General features: G+C 69.0%; 12 protein-coding genes and 1 tRNA gene. 6 read left to right on the plus strand and 7 right to left on the minus strand.

All coding sequences use genetic code 11. The features are described 5' to 3' along the window. The 3 genes from otsB to ABFX45_RS20590 all read right to left on the minus strand — a co-directional run. The coding region (gene otsB / locus ABFX45_RS20580; RefSeq protein ID WP_346131704.1) for a trehalose-phosphatase at positions 1 to 1,801 on the minus strand (1,801 nt) is incomplete at its 3' end. A 44-nt stretch (positions 1,802 to 1,845) separates the two neighbouring features. Further along, positions 1,846 to 3,279 carry an alpha,alpha-trehalose-phosphate synthase (UDP-forming) gene (locus ABFX45_RS20585; RefSeq protein WP_109631344.1) on the minus strand — a complete coding sequence of 478 codons (1,434 nt, stop codon included), beginning with the start codon at positions 3,277 to 3,279 and terminating at the stop codon, positions 1,846 to 1,848. Between the two features lie 69 nt (positions 3,280 to 3,348). Beyond that, entirely contained in the window at positions 3,349 to 4,695 is a 1,347-nt protein-coding gene (locus ABFX45_RS20590) for a threonine/serine exporter family protein (RefSeq protein WP_233439169.1), read from the minus strand. 260 nt (positions 4,696 to 4,955) lie between these two features. Here ABFX45_RS20590 and ABFX45_RS20595 point away from each other — a divergent pair. Continuing rightward, positions 4,956 to 5,028 (plus strand) — tRNA-Thr (locus tag ABFX45_RS20595). Positions 5,029 to 5,090: 62 nt separating this feature from the next. On the opposite strand, the gene ABFX45_RS20600 is transcribed toward ABFX45_RS20595, so the two are convergent. Beyond that, a complete protein-coding gene (locus ABFX45_RS20600; protein ID WP_346131705.1) occupies positions 5,091 to 6,782 on the minus strand; it encodes a hypothetical protein in 1,692 nt (563 codons plus the stop codon). Between the two features lie 10 nt (positions 6,783 to 6,792). Between ABFX45_RS20600 and mgrA the strand changes: the two genes are divergently transcribed. After that, a complete protein-coding gene (gene mgrA / locus ABFX45_RS20605) occupies positions 6,793 to 7,821 on the plus strand; it encodes an L-glyceraldehyde 3-phosphate reductase (protein WP_346131706.1) in 1,029 nt (342 codons plus the stop codon). On the opposite strand, the gene ABFX45_RS20610 is transcribed toward mgrA, so the two are convergent. Continuing rightward, positions 7,822 to 9,219 (minus strand): sensor histidine kinase, encoded by a 1,398-nt coding sequence (locus tag ABFX45_RS20610; RefSeq protein ID WP_346131707.1) that lies wholly within the window; start codon positions 9,217 to 9,219, stop codon positions 7,822 to 7,824. Continuing rightward, complete coding sequence (locus ABFX45_RS20615; RefSeq protein WP_198680521.1) at positions 9,216 to 9,914, minus strand: response regulator transcription factor; 699 nt, start codon at positions 9,912 to 9,914, stop codon at positions 9,216 to 9,218. The genes ABFX45_RS20610 and ABFX45_RS20615 overlap by 4 nt, the downstream gene beginning before the upstream one ends. A gap of 134 nt (positions 9,915 to 10,048) precedes the next feature. On the opposite strand from ABFX45_RS20615, the gene ABFX45_RS20620 reads away from it, so the two are divergent. The 3 genes from ABFX45_RS20620 to ABFX45_RS20630 are packed head-to-tail and all read left to right on the plus strand — an operon-like array spanning position 10,049 to position 12,657. Beyond that, the gene (locus ABFX45_RS20620) at positions 10,049 to 11,407 is read left to right on the plus strand and encodes a ferredoxin reductase family protein (protein WP_428834175.1); all 1,359 of its coding nucleotides are present in this window, start codon (positions 10,049 to 10,051) and stop codon (positions 11,405 to 11,407) included. Between the two features lie 14 nt (positions 11,408 to 11,421). Next, complete coding sequence (locus ABFX45_RS20625) at positions 11,422 to 11,916, plus strand: FMN-binding protein (RefSeq protein WP_346131708.1); 495 nt, start codon at positions 11,422 to 11,424, stop codon at positions 11,914 to 11,916. Next, positions 11,917 to 12,657 carry an FAD:protein FMN transferase gene (locus tag ABFX45_RS20630; protein WP_346131709.1) on the plus strand — a complete coding sequence of 247 codons (741 nt, stop codon included), beginning with the start codon at positions 11,917 to 11,919 and terminating at the stop codon, positions 12,655 to 12,657. Between the two features lie 198 nt (positions 12,658 to 12,855). Here the strand turns inward: ABFX45_RS20630 and ABFX45_RS20635 are convergent, their stop codons facing one another. After that, positions 12,856 to 13,869 carry an ADP-ribosylglycohydrolase family protein gene (locus tag ABFX45_RS20635; protein ID WP_233439170.1) on the minus strand — a complete coding sequence of 338 codons (1,014 nt, stop codon included), beginning with the start codon at positions 13,867 to 13,869 and terminating at the stop codon, positions 12,856 to 12,858. A gap of 123 nt (positions 13,870 to 13,992) precedes the next feature. Here ABFX45_RS20635 and ABFX45_RS20640 point away from each other — a divergent pair, with 123 nt between their 5' ends. Beyond that, on the plus strand, positions 13,993 to 16,758 hold the full coding sequence (locus tag ABFX45_RS20640) for an AfsR/SARP family transcriptional regulator (RefSeq protein WP_346131710.1): 2,766 nt from the start codon (positions 13,993 to 13,995) through the stop codon (positions 16,756 to 16,758). The last annotated feature ends 108 nt before the right edge of the window (positions 16,759 to 16,866 follow it).

Consider the following 16,866-nt stretch of genomic DNA (forward strand, 5'->3'; position numbering starts at 1 on the left):
GCACCTGCTGGTTCGCGAGGTTGCCGACGCGCACCGGACGCGAACCCGCGTAGCCCGGCAGCGTGTCGATCACGGCCTCGGCGCCGAGCTGCGTGCCGTGCAACGTGTACAGCGGGTGCAGGCGCTCCGGGCCGGGGATGGTCTCCAGCACGCCGTGCAGCCACGCCAGGAAGCCGTCGGCCTCCGCGAAGGAGCCCACCGACACCAGTGCCGCCGCGGTCATCGCGCCGTCACGCAGCCAGCAGTAGCGGTAGTCCCAGTTGCGGACACCGCCCAGCTCCTCCGGCAGCGACGTGGTGGCCGCCGCCATGATCGAACCGGACTCCTTGTGCACCAGGCCGCGCAGCGTCAGCGCCGAGCGCAGCACCAGGTCCGTCTGCACGGGCGGGAGCTTGAGCCCTGCCGCCCAGTCCGACCAGTAGCCGGCCGCACGGTCACGCCGGACGGCTTCCGGCAACGCGTGCTCGGAGAGGTCGTCGGTGCCGCAACGCAGTTCCAGCAACACCGGCGCACCCTCGCGCGGCCGCACGACCGCACGTGCGGTCTCCTGCACGCCGTCGGAGGTGATCTCCCAGTCGACGCCCGGCGAACGCAGCACCATCGGGTCCGAGGTGCCGACCACGCGCAGACCGTCGCGTTCGCGCAGGAACCGCACCGGCACCTGGCCGAACTCGGGCCGCGGCGCGAACGTGATCACCGCGTTGGTCGAGCCGGAGATCCGGCGGATCAGGTCGGTGCGGTGCGAGGCGAGGTCGTGCTCCAGGTAGTCCGTCACCAGGAGTCGCGACCAGCGGGTCTCCACGATCATCGTGCCCGGCAGGTAGCGCTGGCCCAGTGGCAGCGACCCGTGCTCCGGCTTGATCGAGAAGTGGCCGGCCGCCGGTCCGCCCAGCAGGTCCGCGAAGATCGCGGCCGAGTCGGGCTCCGGGTGGCACAGCCAGTTGACCTTCGCGTCCGGCGTGACCAGCGCGACCGAACGCTCGTTGGCGAGCATGGTCAGCCGCTCGATTGGCACGGCCTGGTCGCCGTGCAGCCACGCCCGGCGCTCCTCCAGCAGGAACGCGAGCACCGTCGCGACGTCGGAGGGGTCGTTCACGTAATGCTGGGCGAGCGACTCACCGGCGCCGACCCGGATGCCCAGGTCGGGGCCGTGCAGGCGCGCGAAGGCCTTCTCGTCCGTCACGTCGTCGCCCAGGAAGATCGCCGCGGTGGCGCCGACCTGGTGACGAAGGATGTCGAGGGCGTGGCCCTTGTCGGTCTCGACGACCGCGAGCTCGATCACGGCCTTGCCCTCGGTGACCTGCACACCTTCCCAGGTGCACGGGCCGGAGCGGACGGCGTCCAGCACGGACTCGCCGACCGACGCTTCCGCGCGCCGCACGTGCACGGCGACGGAGGCGGGCTTGACCTCGAGGTGCACGCCCTCGTGGCCGTCGACGATCTCTTCGAGGTCGGCTTCGATGCGGCGCAGCAACGCCTTGGCGTTCGCGTCCAGCGCGTGGACGAAGCCGACGTCGAACTCGGAGCCGTGCGAGCCGACCAGGTGAACCTCTCCCGGCAGGCGGGAGAGTGTGGCGAGGTCGCGCAGCGCGCGACCGGAGATCACTGCTGAAGTGGTCTCGTGCAGGCTCGCGAGAGAACGCAGCGCGTTCACCGACTCCGGGAGCGGGCGGGCCTGCTCCGGGTCGCTCACGATCGGCGCGAGTGTTCCGTCGTAGTCGCTGGCGACCAGCAGTCGCGGGGTGCGGGCGAGCTGACAGATCGCTCGCCGCAGGTCGGCGGGGAGGGCCTCGGCGGTCAACGCCCCTCCTGGAGCACTCGATGGGTCATGGGATCTGAAAGGATTCAGACCGAGGTCTGCGTGCCCAACGCCTCCAGGAACGACCTTGCCCAGCGGTCAACGTCGTGGGTGAGGACTTGGCGGCGCAGCGCGCGCATCCTACGGCGGCCTTCAGCGGGATCGATGTCGAGGGCGGCCTGCAGTGCGTTCTTGACACCGTCCAGATCATGGGGGTTCACCAGGAACGCACTGGTCAGTTCTGCGGCAGCGCCGGCGAACTCGCTGAGCACCAGAGCTCCACCAAGATCATATCGGCAGGCCACGTACTCCTTGCACACGAGGTTCATACCGTCACGAACCGGCGTGACGACCATGACGTCCGCCGCGCTCATGAACGCGACGAGCTCCTCGCGGTTGACCGACTGGTGGAGGTAGTGCACGACGGGTTTGCCGACCCGTCCGAACTCGCCGTTGATCCGGCCGACCGACTGCTCGATGTCCTGGCGCATCGTCTTGTAGTGGTCGACCCGTTCCCTGCTCGGCGTCGCGAGCTGGACCATCGTGACGTCCTCCGGGTCCACGCGTCCGTCCGCGATCAGCTCGTACAGAGCGCGGATCCGGACGTCGATGCCCTTCGTGTAGTCGAGACGGTCCACACCGAGCAGGATGCGCTTGGGGTTGCCGAGATCCTCTCGAATCTGCCTCGCGCGGGCCTGCGTCTCCTTGCGCCGCGCCACCGCGTCGAGACCAGCGCTGTCGATCGAGATCGGGAACGCGCCGACGCGCACCGTGCGGTCGCCGACCTGCACGACACCTGGCCGGGTCCTGACACCGACGGTGCCGCGGCTGGGCTCCAGGCCGACGAGGCGGCGGGCCAGCCAGAGGAAGTTCTGCGCGCCGCCGGGCCGGTGGAAGCCCACGAGGTCGGCGCCGAGCAGGCCGCGGATGATCTCCGTGCGCCACGGGAGCTGCATGAACAGCTCGACCGGCGGGAACGGGATGTGCAGGAAGAAACCGATCTTCAGGTCGGGTCGCTGCTCGCGCAGCATCGCCGGGACGAGCTGCAGCTGGTAGTCCTGCACCCACACGGTCGCGCCCTGCGCGGCGATCTTCGCGGTCGCGTCGGCGAACCGCTGGTTGACCTGCCGGTAGGCGTTCCACCAGTGCCGGTGGAACGCGGGCTGCGCGACGACGTCGTGGTAGAGCGGCCAGAGCGTGCCGTTGGAGAAACCCTCGTAGTAGTCCTCGACGTCCTTCGCGGACAGCTGGACGGGGTGCAGCAGCAGGCCGTCGTCCTCGAACGGCGCCACGTCCGCGTCGGCCACACCGGGCCAGCCGACCCAGGCGCCGCTGTGTGAGCGGAGAAATGGTTCAAGCGCACTCACCAACCCGCCAGGGCTGTGCTTCCACCGTTCTGTCCCGTCGGGCAAGCGCTCCAGGTCAACCGGGAGCCGGTTGGCCACGACTACGAATTCCGCCCCGTTCTCGCCAATGTCCATGCTCACATTTCTGAGGCTAGTGCGGACACGTGTCCGAGGCGTGTCGTGTAACCCCCGTCACAGCCACGTTCACTCCAACCGACGCTTGGTGGGTTTGAGAGGCCCGGACATGCGCGGACCAGCGAACTTGCGCTCCAAACGGCCGAGTCCGGTGCGCACCGGTTGAGCCAGGTACTCGCCGAACACCACCCCTCCGGCCAGGGCGAGAGCAATACCACTCGCGAACACCAGCGTGCTCAGACCGGCCGGATCACCCTCCGCGGTGAGCTGGAACAACCCCCGGTAGGTGGTCCAGCCGGGCAGCAGCGGAACGACTCCCGCCTGCACGACGACGAGCGTCGGGATGCGGAGCCGGCGGGTCATCGTCGCGCCGCCGAACCCGGTGATCGCAGCGGCCACCGCGGACCCGAGCAGCACGTCGAGGCCGAAGCTCGTGACGAGGCCGTAGGAGGCGGTGCCGATCGCGCCGGAGATGGCGGCGGCGACGAGCGCGCGGGGCCGGGCGTAGCAGGCGAGTGCGAAGAACGCACTTGTCGCCGCGCCGGCCGCGAACTGCATCGGCACCGCGGAGATCAGCGGCGGCAACGGGTCGGTGAGCCGGATTTCCAGTCCGAAGTGGACGGCCGTGCGGATCGCGATCGCGACGCCCGCGATGAGGCCGGCGCTGAGCAGCACGGTCTCGACCGTGCGGCCGGCGGCGGTGACGTTGTAGCCGGAGATCGCGTCCTGGACGGTGCTCACCAGTGCGAGCCCGGACAGCAGGACGACGATCCCGACGGCGACGAGCAGGCTGGGCCGGACGTCGGGCAGCAGCTTCGTCGCGAAGACGGTCAGCGCAGCACCCGTGGCGAGTGCACCGCCGACGAGTTGCTGGAAGAAGAACGGCAGCGCACGGCGGTTGAGGATCCGGCCGACCCGGTCGATCAGGGCGGTGACGATCGCGGCGGTGAGCGCGAGCTGCAGCCCGCCGCCGACGAGGAACGCGACGGCCGCGGCCATGCCGGCCCAGGCGGCGGTGGCGACCCAGCGCGGGTACGGGTGCTTGGCGTTGGTGATGTCCTCGAGCTGCGCGTGCGCGTCCTCGATCGGCCCGAGATTGCGCACGAGGTGCTCGACGGCGGCCAGTCGCGTGTAGTCGAGACTGCGTTGCCGGACGACCCGTACCGCAGTGATCGGTGGAGCGTCAGTTCCGCGATGACAAGACACGCTGATTGAGGTGTAGATCACGTCGACTTCGGTGTGCGGAAGTCCATAGCTCTCGGTGACCGAGAGAATCGTCGCAGTTACGTCTGCCGCACCCGCTCCACTGGCCATTTGCACCTCGCCGATCTTCAGGGCGAGATCGAGTACCAGGTGAACAGTGGTGTCGTCGGGAAGCGAGGGGCCGTGCAGGTTGTTCGTGGAAATCTCGTGCACCTCCGTCGTGTGATCGTGCGGAGTCCTTCGACTGTTGCTGTGGCGTCTGCCACCTCCGATCGGGCGACCCGAAAAGGAGGACATGATCACTGTCCGTTGGTTACCCTCCTGACCTGGTCAAGGCGGCCCCTCCGGCGCTTTGATCCACTCAGTTGGTTGGCCTGACTCCGACCGGAGCAATCCGATCACACTGAGAGCAGACCGTTCGCCGCAGGTAGCAACCGCAACGGACGCTTACCATGTTCGCGAACACGAGCCAGGCCGGCGTAGCTCAATTGGCAGAGCACTCGCCTTGTAAGCGAAAGGTTAGGGGTTCGATTCCCCTCGCCGGCTCTTGTCCAACGAGGGTTCGCCCAGGTGGGCGGGCCCTCGTCTCATTCAGACGTGACAGTTCGTCAGCTTTTGCGGACGAGTCCGGTAAAGCCCGCGACACTCAGCGTGGCGAACGACCACCCCAGGATCTGCACCACCCACCCTGCTCCGGTCGCCCACTGCCCGGCTGGTCCGTTCGCCAGTTCGCACCTCGGTGAGCCGCCGAACTTGACGAGCGGGATCGCGAGATCCGCCGCAAGACTGATTCTGTTCACCGGTGAACAGGCGTCAGCTGGGCGATCTTTGGCCGGTGACAAGCCGTTGTGGGCGCCCGCTGTCCACACGAGACAGAGCGCGAGCAGGAACGTGGCGAGCAGTCCGGCGACCGCTCTGGAGGGTTTGTAGCCGTAGCCGAGCGTGACGCCGAGGAACCAGTGCCAGAGCTTGTTGCCGGGGTCGCCGCGGTGCCGCAGGTCCTTCTGTTGCGCGATCAGGACCTTGCGGGCGGTGTGTTCGTGTCCGGCGGCGCGGTGGACGGCGGCGAGCTGCTGGTACGGCTGGGCTTCGTACTGAAGCGTGTGCTCGCGCAGCATCGTGAGCCACACGTCGGTGTCCACCGGTGGGTTCGGATAGGTCAGCCCGTCCAGCGTCACGGTGAAGATCTCGGCCTTCATGAGCTTCGACTCGTAGATGAGGAGCGTGTTGGCCACCTTCGTGCCGGAGAGCTCGAGCTCGTCGCCGGTGCCGTGGTTGGTCAGCTTCTTGGGGCGGAAGAAGAACTCGCCGTGCACCACCGCGTCGGTGAGATCCACGGCGGCGCGCTGGTTGGTCGTCTCAATCTCGGCGTCGGTGATCGTGATGCTCGCACCGACCGCGGTCCGGTGCAGCACCAGGGCCTTGCCGTGGTCGGCGCGGGCCGAACCGCTGAGGATGAGCCCGGCACCGATGCGCGTGTCGACCATGCGAACCGCATCGCCGTCACCTCTCGCCCGAGCGTCGAAGCCGTCTTTGAGCTGCACCTCCTGCGTGAAGTGCGCGCCGTCGAGGCAGAGGGCCGAGCTCGTGGCGCTACGCAGCACCGCTCCGTTCATCTGCAGGCCGCGACCGGTGGCGTCGGTCAGCACCACCGCCCCGCCGTCGGCCTTGACGACGGCTCTGTTGAGCAGGAGGTCGCCACCGACCTTCGCGTTGGTGGCGATGAAGGCCATGCCCGACTCGGCCACGACGGCCGCCTCGGTCAGGTCCACGTGGCCGCCGACGTCGCACCCGTCGAGCCAGACGCGGCTGGCGAACAACCGGTCGGCCTCGACGTTGCCCCTCACGTGCAGACCGGAACCGAACAGCGGCATCGCGGTGGCGCCGGCTAGCAGCAGCGAGCCGTCGATGCGGGCGTTCTCCAGATCGAGGATCCCGGTGCAGCGGGCGTCTTCCAGCATGAGGTAGCGGGTGCGGAGGTTCTCGGCGTTCAGCTCCGGAAACGTGGACCCGTGGAGTGACAGGGCGGGAAGTTCGGTGTCGTGCATGGAGAGTGGTTCATCGAACACGCAATCGGCCAGTTGCAAGGGCGTCGAGGTGCTGATGAAGTTGAGGTTGAACGAGCCGGTGACGCGTGCGCCGACCACCAGGAGCCCGCGCGGATCGACGGTGCCCGAGCGCAACAGGTCACGGATCGACTTCGCGCTCAGCGTGTTGTCACCGCGCCGCGAGAGGTCGAAGACTTCGCCCGCCTCGGCGGCCCGTTTCATGTCCTGCTCTGTCTCACTAGGACGTGACATTGTGGGCACCATGTCCTACCTCGCGGATAGCGCGCGCTACGACCAGATGACGTACCGGCGGACGGGCCGCAGCGGTCTCAAGCTGCCTGCCATCTCGCTCGGTCTGTGGCACAACTTCGGCGGTGACCGGCCGTACGAGCTGGGCCGCGGCATCGCGCGGCGGGCGTTCGACCTCGGTGTCACGCACTTCGACCTCGCCAACAACTACGGCCCGCCGTACGGTTCGGCGGAGATCACGTTCGGGCAGATCCTGAAGGATGATCTCAGGCCGTACCGCGACGAGCTCGTCATTTCGACCAAGGCCGGCTACGACATGTGGCCGGGGCCGTACGGGGAGTGGGGCAGCCGCAAGTACCTGCTGAGCTCGCTCGACCAGTCGCTGACCCGGATGGGCCTCGACTACGTGGACATCTTCTACTCGCACCGGTTCGACCCGGAGACGCCGCTCGAGGAGACGATGGGTGCGCTCGTGTCCGCGGTGCAGCAGGGCAAGGCGCTCTACGTGGGCATCTCGTCCTACTCGCCGACCAAGACGCGTGAGGCGGCCGAGCTGCTGCGGAGCGCCGGTGTGCCGTTGCTGATCCACCAGCCGTCGTACTCGATGCTCAACCGCTGGATCGAGCCGGAGCTGCTGGACGCGCTGGAGGAGGTCGGCGCGGGCTGCATCGCGTTCTCGCCGCTCGCGCAGGGCATGCTGACGGACCGCTACCTCGACGGCGTGCCGGCGGGCTCCCGTGCGGCGCAGGGCAAGTCGCTGTCGACGAGCCTGCTGACCGAGGAGAACCTCAGCCGCATCCGTGCGCTGAACGACATCGCGAAGTCGCGTGGCCAGTCGCTGGCCCAGCTCGCGCTGACGTGGACGATCCGCGACCCGCGCGTCACGTCGGCGTTGATCGGCGCCTCGTCGGTCGGGCAGCTGGAGCAGAACCTCGCGGCACTGCAGGCGCCGCCGCTGACCGACGACGAGCTCGCCGAGATCGACAAGTACGCCGTCGAGTCCGGGATCGACCTCTGGGCGACGAGCTCGCAGGCGGAGTGACTACAGCCGCCGGGGGAGACGGATCGTGAACACCGTCGACCCCGGCCTGCTGGTCAGCTCGATCGTGCCTCCGTGGGCCTGCACCAGCGACTGCACCACGGCGAGACCGAGGCCGCTGCCACCGCGCTGGCGGGTTCGCGAGTCGTCCACGCGGTAGAACCTGTCGAAGATCCGCTCCTGGTCGGCGTCCGCGATGCCGGGCCCGGTGTCGCTCACCTTCACCACCGCCCAGCCGTCCGATGCCGTGACCTGCAACGACACCGACGTCCCGGCAGGCGTGTGCACCGCGGCGTTGGTCAGCAGGTTGTCGAGGACCTGCCGCAGCCGGGTTGCGTCCGCGCGCATGGTCACCGTGTCGGCGTCGACCTCCAACGAGTGCGATGGACGGGCCGCGCGGAACGCGTCTGCCGCGGCCTCGGCGATCACCGCCAGGTCCAGCTCCTCCGGACGCAGCGGCGGTTCGGACTCCGCGGAGTCCAGGCGTGCCAGCAACAGCAGGTCGTCGAGCAGCACGCTCATCCGCGCCGCCTCCGAGCGCAGCTTCTCCAGGTGCTTCTCGCGTTCGCCCGGCTCGTTGGCCGCCGCGTACCGGAAGAGGTCCGCGTAGCCGCGCAACGACGTCAACGGCGTGCGCAGCTCGTGCGACGCGTCGGCGATGAACCGCCGCAGCCGTTGCTCTGCCACCGTGCGTGCGGCCAGAGAGGTGTCGATGTGCGCGAGCATCTTGTTGAACGCCTCTCGCAGCTCGTCGACCTCGACGCCGCCGCCGTTGCTGTCCGCGCGCACCGCCAGGCGGGAAGAGTCGGTCAGGTCGTGCGAGGCGATGTCGTGCGCGGTGTTCGCCATGTCCGACAACGGGCGCAGGCCCTTGCGCAGCAGTGCCTTGCCGCCGACGACGAGGCCGACCAACGCGAGCACGAATGCGATCACGCAGACCGTGACGAGCTGCCGGAACGTGTTGTCGAGGTCCTGCATCGGGGCGGCGCTGACCAGCACGATCTCGTTGTTGACGATCGGGCACGCGCGCAGCCTGAACTTCCCCTCGTCGCGCAGGTAGTCGGTGCTCATCACCTCGGTGGTGAGCGCCTTCTTGGCCAGGTCGTCCATCTCCTCGCGGTCCTTCGGCGCTTCACCGCCCTTCGGCCGGAGCTCGCCGTTCTCGACCTTGTAGACGACCGAGTACCAGCCTTGCGGGATCTTGGTGACGTCCTCGTGGTACCGCACCTCGTCGGCGGCGTTCGTCTGGCTGATCTGCATCTGCTTGTCGAGCTGGGTGTCCAGGAACGACTGCATCGAGACGACCAGGATCGTGCCGACGACGAGGAACACCGCGAGGGCCAGTGCACCGAGACCGAGGGCGAGACGCGTACCCAGGCGCCATTGGCTGAGGGGCTTCATTCGGCTGCTCGGCGGAGCACGTACCCCACACCGCGCACGGTGTGGATCAACGGCTCGCGGCCGTCGTCGAGCTTGCGGCGCAGGTGGGAGATCACGAGCTCGACCACGTTCGAGCGGCCGCCGAAGTCGTACTCCCACACGTGGTCGAGGATCTGGGCCTTGGTCAGCACGGCCGGTGAGCGGCGCATCAGGTACCTGAGCAGCTCGTACTCCGTCGGCGTCAGCGTCACGAGCTTGCCGCCACGACGGACCTCTCGCGTGTCCTCGTCCATCACGAGGTCGGACACCTTCAACACGGAACGCTTCCACGACGGACCCGTCGAGCGGCGCAGCACGGCACGGAGCCGGGCCATCAGCTCCTCGACCGAGAACGGCTTCACGAGGTAGTCGTCGCCGCCGCGAGTGAGACCCGCCACACGGTCCGCGGTGCCGTCACGAGCCGTCAAAAACACCACCGGGACCATCGCGCCGGCCGCCCGCATCCGATCGAGAACGGTGAATCCGTCCAGGTCAGGCAGCATGAGGTCGAGCACGACGATGTCCGGCTGGAACTCGGCTGCCTCTCTGAGCGCGTCCTCGCCGTTGAGCGCTGTCGCGGCCTGCCAGCCCTCGTACCGGGCGACCGTCGCGACCAGGTCAGCGATGTGCGGCTCATCGTCCACGACGAGCAATCGAACCGAGTTCCCCTTGTCCACGTGCTCATGGTGCGTCACCTGATGGCCCCCTCGCTCGATCGACAGGAAGTCGACAGCCCGTGCAAAGCGGGTGCACAGCTCGGGAGCCAAGGATCGAGAACGACCGACCCGACCGCCTGACCGAGGAGCTCGCCGTGACGACCACCCTGCAGCAACCCGTGCGACCGGCCGCGGCCGGTCGTGCGACGCCGCACAAGGTGCTGGCCAAAGCCGGCCTCTACGTGTTCCTCCTGGCCAACGCGGCGTTCGTGACCTACCTGTTCAACGCTGCGGGTGTCGGGTCGAACAAGCTGGTCAACTTCGGCAGGCTGACCGGTCTCTACGGCGCGCTCGCGATGGCGTTCCAGCTGCTGCTCGTCGCGAGGCTGCCCTGGCTCGACCGCCGGCTGGGCATGGACAAGCTCACCTCGTGGCACCGCTGGGTCGGCTTCACGATCTTCTGGATGCTCGTCGGCCACCTGACCTTCATCGCGTTCGGCAACGCCGGCGCCGACGGGCCGGTCGCCGAGATCGTCCGCCAGGCCACCGAGCTGGAGGGCATCCTCCGCGCGCTGGTGGCGTGGGCGATCATCATGGTCGTCGGCGTGGTCTCCGCCCGGTTCGCGCGGCGCAAGCTGGCCTACGAGACCTGGCACTTCATCCACCTGTACACCTACATCGCGATCTTCCTCGCGTTCACGCACCAGATCGCGGTCGGCAGCACGTTCCGCAAGTCCGCGCTCGCCACCGGCTACTGGTGGGGTCTCTGGGCGTTCGCCATCGGGGCAGTCGTGATCGGACGGCTGGTGCTCCCGTTCTGGCGCAACTGGCGCCACCAGTTCCGGGTCGCCGCGGTCGTGCCGGAGGCGCACAACGTGGTCTCGGTCTACATCGAGGGCAGGGACCTCGACCGGCTGGGTGCCAAGGCCGGGCAGTTCTTCCTGTGGCGCTTCCTCACCAAGGACCGCTGGTGGCAGGCCAACCCGTTCTCGCTGTCCGCGGCACCGAACGGCAAGTACCTGCGGCTCACCGCGAAGGCTCTGGGCGAAGGCAGCGCGGACATCCGCAACATCGCGGTCGGCACCCGCGTGTTCGCCGAGGGTCCGTACGGCGCCTTCACGACCATGCACCAGATTAAGCCCAACGCGCTCCTCGTCGCGGGCGGTGTCGGCATCACGCCGATCCGCGCGCTGCTGGAGGAGATCAAGGGCCACGTCGTGGTGCTGTACCGGGTGACCGACCCGCGTGAAGCCGTGCTGCTGCACGAGATCGAAGGCCTCGCCAGGGCCAAGGGCGCGGTGCTGCGCCTGGTCACCGGCTCCTCGAAGACCATCACGGCGAACGGCCCGTTGCTCGGTCCGGACAACATCGTCGCGCTGGTGCCGGACGTGGAGGAGCGCGACGTCTTCATCTGCGGCCCGAACGGCATGACCAACGCCGTGGTGCAGAGCCTTTCCGAACTGGGAGTGCCCAGCAACCAGGTCCACGCCGAGCGCTTCGCGCTGGCCAACTGAGAGGGTTCGACGACGTGAAGAGGGCAATTCCCGTTCTGGCGCTGAGCGTGGCCGGCCTGGTGCCGGTGTGGCTGTACTCGCCGGGTGCCGCGCACGAGGGCGAGCTCACCGAGGTCGCCGCGCCGGAAACCCCGCAGCAGACCCAGGCCGCGCCCAAGACCACCGGTTCCGCGCCGAAGACGACAGGTTCCGCCCCCAAGGCGACCGGATCCGCGCCGGCCACCCAGCCGCAGCAACAGCAGCAGGTCCAGGCCAGGACCGTGTCCGGTCCGGCGGTGAACACCTCAGAAGGCACCGTGCAGGTCCAGGTCACGTTCCAGGGCACCAAGATCACCGACGTCAAGGCGTTGCGGGCACCGAACAGCAACCCGACCAGGATGGCGCTGCCGTTGCTGCGCGAGTCGGCGCTCAAGGCGCAGAGCGCGGACATCGACACGGTGTCCGGCGCGACCGCGACCTCCGAGGGCTACAAGCAGTCGCTGCAGGCCGCCATCGACGGGGCTCAGTAGATGTCCGCGCGGCGCGTCGAGCACGTCATGGGCCTGCCGATCTCGGTGGACCTGCGTGACGGGGACGCCGCACTGGCCGAGCGGGCGTTCGCGTGGTTGAGGGAGGCGGACGCCCAGTTCTCACCGTTCAAGCCGGACAGTGAAGTGTCCAGACTGGACCGGGGTGAGCTCACCAGGGATGAGCTCACCCCGGACCTGGTCGAGGTGCTCTCGCTGTGCGACTGGTACGAGGAGTCGACGGGCGGCGCGTTCACGGCCAACGTGCCGGGACGCGGCCTCGACCCGTGCGCGGTGGTGAAGGGCTGGGCCGTGCAGCGCGCCGCCGACATCCTGCGCGAGGGCGGCGCGTCGACGTACTGCGTGAACGCGGGCGGCGACGTCGTCACGGCCGGTGAGCCGGAACCGGGAAAGCCTTGGCGTGTGGGCGTTCGCCATCCCGACATCGCCGACCAGCTCTGCGTCGTGCTCGGTGTGCGGGACGGAGCCGTTGCCACGTCAGCGTTGTACGAACGCGGTCAGCACATCCTGGACGGCCGTACCGGTCAGCCCGTCACCGGAATTCTGTCGGTCACGGTTTTCGCCGAGGATCTCGCGATCGCCGATACCACTGCCACAGCAGCGTTTGCGCTGGGCAGGGACGGGATCGAGTGGGCGGCCGCACAGGAGGACTGCGAGGTCTTCATCGTCGATGAAGATCGTCGAGTGTTCTCCAGTCCTGGACTTCCGGTACACATCTGTTAACATGCCCGCCCAACGGAGCCTTGACTCCGGGGCACGGATTTCGTTGATCAAGAGCTGGATCGGAGCTCGCGCTCGGGGCAAGACCCGGCTTGCTGTCGACCAACTACTCGTGCGGAACAGCCCGCGGACGAGCGAATTCGGGAGCGCTCCCCGTGGGCTGTTCCTGTTCTCCCGCAACGGTGATCAGCGGCAGCGTGCTCATACGTACTTGCTCTCGTCGAACTCGAGGTTGACCGCGGACCGGCCGAGGTCGCGGCCCATCTCGTCGAGGACGTCCACCAGCTCGAGGCCGCTCAGCCAGTCGCGGGGCAGCGCTTCCGTGCCGTGCAGCGCGCCGAGCACGTTGCCCGTCAACGCCGCCGTCGCGTCGCTGCCACCGGAGTGGTTGGCAGCAGCCCGCATCGCGTCCACGAACTGCACCGGCTTCGGATGCGTCAGCACGGTGTAGACCGCTATCGCCAGCGCCTCCGGACCGGTCCAGCCGCTGCCGAGCCGATCGACGCGCACGGACGACTGGCCGTCGTGCTCCTCCGCCAGCACCACGGCGCGAGTGAGCACCGTGGCCGTGTACGTGTCGTCGCGCAGCACCCGGCCGATGACCTGGTCGATCGCCTCGCGCAACGGCCTGCCCTTCACCGCGAGCAGGTGGATCAGCAACGCCAGCGCACCGCCGGACACCCAGCCACCGGTGCCGCCGTGGGTGATCGCCGCGAACCGGCAGCCCAGGTCGTACGCGATCGCTGCGGACGGCGCGAAGCCGGCGGGCGCGGTGCGGGTGACACCGTTGCAGCCGGACGACTCGTTGTGCGGGTTCTGCGGTGTCGACATGGTTTCCGAGGCGAGTGCGCGCAGGCACGTCAAACCCGGCGAACGGCTCTCGTACAGCCGTTCGTCTGCGAGCAGTCCCACCGCGCCCCGCTCGGGGGCCGGTTGCTGCTGGGTGATCAACCAGCGCCGGTAGCTGTGCCACACCATCTCCGACGGCTCCCACTGGCCGGTGTGCTTCCCGCGCACCCAGGCGCGCAGGTAGCCGTCGGCGGTGAAGAGCGTCAGCTGGGTGTCGTCGGTGAAGAGCGCGGGCTTCGGTGGTGCGAGCACACCTTCGGCGCCGTGTTCGCGCTGGATGTCGGCCCAGCCGAGGTACTGCACCGGCGCGCCGAGCGCATCACCGAGAGCGCCGCCGAGGAGGCACCCGGCGCCGCGGTCAACCACGGAGTCACGATCTCGCGGCACGGATGAACAGTAGCGTCCCGCGAACTTGAACCGCACTTGTATCTGAGACCCCGGCTCGCACACCTGTTGAAGTGACGAGGTCAGCGGGCGTGAGGGAGGGGCATGCGGAGCAAAACCGGACTCGAGTTCGGCGTGCTCGGTCCACTCCAGGTGCTCGCGGACGGCCGGCTGATCCAGCTGGGCCGCCGCGGCATGCGCGGACTGCTGGCCATGCTGGTCGTCGAGGCGAACCGACCCGTCTCGATCGACCAGATCGTCGACGCGCTGTGGACGGACTCGCCGCCGGCCACAGCGCGAACGATCGTGCACGGTTACGTCTCGCGGTTGCGCAAGCTGCTGGAAGAGGCCGACCCGACGGGTTCGGCCGTCATCCGCACCACGCCGACCGGGTACCAGCTGACCGTGGACCCGTGGCGTCTCGACCTGCACCGCGCCCGGCAGCTCGTGGCGTCCTCCCGCGGCAAGCCCGCCGCCATCCGTGCGGGTCTGCTGCGCGAGGCGTTGGGTCTGTGGCGCGGGCCGGTGCTCGCTGACGTACCGGGTGACCCGATGACCTCAGATCTCGAAGAGCTGCGGCTGTCGGCGTTGGAGGAACGCATCGACGCCGAGCTCGAACTGGGCCGCCACCTGGAGCTCGTGGGGGAGCTGCGAGGGCTGTGCACCGAGTACCCGTACCGGGAACGCCTGGTCGCGCACAGCATGCGCGCGCTGTACCGGTCCGGGCAGCGTGCCGATGCTCTGGAGGTGTACCAACGGTTCCAGCGTCGTGCGAGCGAGGAGCTCGGCATCGACCCCGGCCCGCAGCTGAGGTTGCTGCAGGAGCAGGTGCTGCGCGACGACCCGGCGCTGAGCCTGATCGGAGCGGTCGAGTCACGTCCCGTCGCACCCCGTGCGGGGATCGTGGCGCCGGCACTTCTGCCCGCCGCAGCTTCGCGGTTGTTCGGCCGTGACGACGACAAGGCGTGGCTGGACAACGTCTGCGCGTCCAGGAACCTGCTGGGCACGACCGTGGCCGTGCTGACCGGCGCCCCCGGTGTCGGCAAGAGCGCGCTCGCGATCACGTGGGGTCACGAGAACTCCGAGCTGTTCCAGCACGGCGTGCTGTTCGCGTCGCTCGGCGACACCGAACCCGGCGAGGTGCTGACCAGGTTCCTGGTGGCGCTGGGCGTACCGGCGGACGGCGTGCCGGTCGCGGTGGAGGACCGCGTCGGGCTCTACCGGTCGCTGCTGAACCGCCGCCGCGTGCTGGTGGTGCTGGACGACGCGACGGGCTTCGAGCAGGTGCAGCCGTTGCTGCCGCCGGGGTCGGGCTCGGTGGTGCTGGTGACGTCGCGCCGCAAGATGGAACGGCTGGTCGTCACGAACAGCGCCCGCGTCCGCAAGCTCGGCCCGCTGGACGACGAGGCCGCGCGCGAGCTGGTGGACGACGTGCTGGGCAAGCCGTTGTCGTCGGAGGACCCGGCGGCGTCCCGCAAGCTCGCGGAGCTGTGCGGAGGGCTGCCGCTGGCGTTGCGGGTGGCCGCGGCCAAGCTCGTGATCAGTCCGGAGTGGACGATCGACGAGCTGGTGGGGGAGCTGGCCGACGACGGGCACCGGTTGCGTGGGTTGGACCTACCTGAGGCAGGCGTGGGGGTGTCGCGGGCGCTCGACCTGTCGACCCGCGTCCTGCCGTCCGAGCTCGGCGAGGTGTTCAAGTCCGTCGGCATGGCGCCCGGCCGCTGGATGTCCTCGCACGCCGTGGCCGCGCTGACCAGGACGCACGTCGACTCGGCCCGCGACCGGCTGACCCAGCTGGTCGGGGTGAACCTGCTGGCCGAGCCGTGGCCGGACGGCTTCACGATGCACGAGCTGGTGCGCCTGTACGTGCAGGAAGGGAGCCGCCCGGACCTGGACTCGTTGCGGCGCCTGGTGAACTACTACCTCGTCGCGTGCGACCACGTCCGCCGCGCCATCCGGCCTGCCAGGGACGGCCTGGACTTCGCGTTGGGGGACAACGGTTCCACCGCGCTGCCGGCGTTCGGCGACCCGATCGACTGGTTCGACCAGGAGTGGCCCAACATCGTGGCGGTCGTGCACGCGGCCGCCGAATCGGGCCTGCACGACCAGGTGTGGCAGCTGGTGAGGCTGTTGCACCACTACGCGACCGCGCGCGCACTCACGGGGGAGTGGGCCGCCCTGGTCGGGTTCGGCCTGGCCGCGGCCGAGGTGACGGGGAGCCGCCTCGGCCAGATCCTGATGCTGGACACGACCTACACGACGAACGCGAGACTGGGACGCCCTGTCCTGCTGCCCGACGCCCGCCGCGCGCACCGGCTCGCGACCGAGCTCGGTGAGCGCCAGTACCTGGTGCTGACACTCGCCCAGCTCGCGGACATCCTGTTCCGGCTCCAGCACCACGACGAGGCGTTGCTGCACTTCTGGGAGTCGGTGCAGCTCGCGCAGCAGTCCGGTGACGTCGTCGGCGAGGGCCACGGCCTGAACAACGTGGCGCAGGTCGAACAGGCCCGCGGACGTCTCGACGTGGCGCTGCAGCACCAGGCTCACGCCGTCGAGGTCTACCGGCGCTCCGGCGACCAGGTCGCGTTGATCCGCGGCCTGGCGAACCTGGCCGAGCTGCACCTGGAAGCCGGTTCACTGGACGAGGCGGAGTCGTTGGCACGCCAGGTCGTCGACCAGGCCGCCGTCGCCGAAGTGACCTACCTGGAGGGTTTCGGCCGGCAGGTGCTCGGCGGCGTGCTGCTCCGGCGGGCGGAATGGGTTGCTGCGGCAGCGGAATTGACCGAGGCACTGCGGCTGTACTCGCAGGTCAACTCGGCCCGCGCGGTCGAGGTGCGGGCCGCTTTGGACTCGCTGTCGTCCGAGGTTTAGCGGGTGTTTAGTCGTCTGGTCCCAAAACATGGGATGTTGGATGTGCAGGCCGCCGAGTGGGGGATTACCGAGGGGGTAAGGCGCCTGCGGTGAGAGGGCCCGACCGGC

Source organism: Lentzea roselyniae (genome assembly GCF_039537795.1).
Lineage (GTDB): Bacteria > Actinomycetota > Actinomycetes > Mycobacteriales > Pseudonocardiaceae > Lentzea > Lentzea atacamensis.

Excerpts from the sequence above, each read along its gene's own strand:
- ABFX45_RS20610 (WP_346131707.1), bottom strand. The coding sequence starts at position 9,219 with ATGAAGCCCCTCAGCCAATGGCGCCTGGGTACGCGTCTCGCCCTCGGT.
- ABFX45_RS20585 (WP_109631344.1), bottom strand. The coding sequence starts at position 3,279 with ATGGACATTGGCGAGAACGGGGCGGAATTCGTAGTCGTGGCCAACCGG.
- ABFX45_RS20640 (WP_346131710.1), top strand. The coding sequence starts at position 13,993 with ATGCGGAGCAAAACCGGACTCGAGTTCGGCGTGCTCGGTCCACTCCAG.
- ABFX45_RS20630 (WP_346131709.1), top strand. The coding sequence starts at position 11,917 with ATGTCCGCGCGGCGCGTCGAGCACGTCATGGGCCTGCCGATCTCGGTG.
- ABFX45_RS20600 (WP_346131705.1), bottom strand. The coding sequence starts at position 6,782 with ATGTCACGTCCTAGTGAGACAGAGCAGGACATGAAACGGGCCGCCGAG.
- mgrA (WP_346131706.1), top strand. The coding sequence starts at position 6,793 with ATGTCCTACCTCGCGGATAGCGCGCGCTACGACCAGATGACGTACCGG.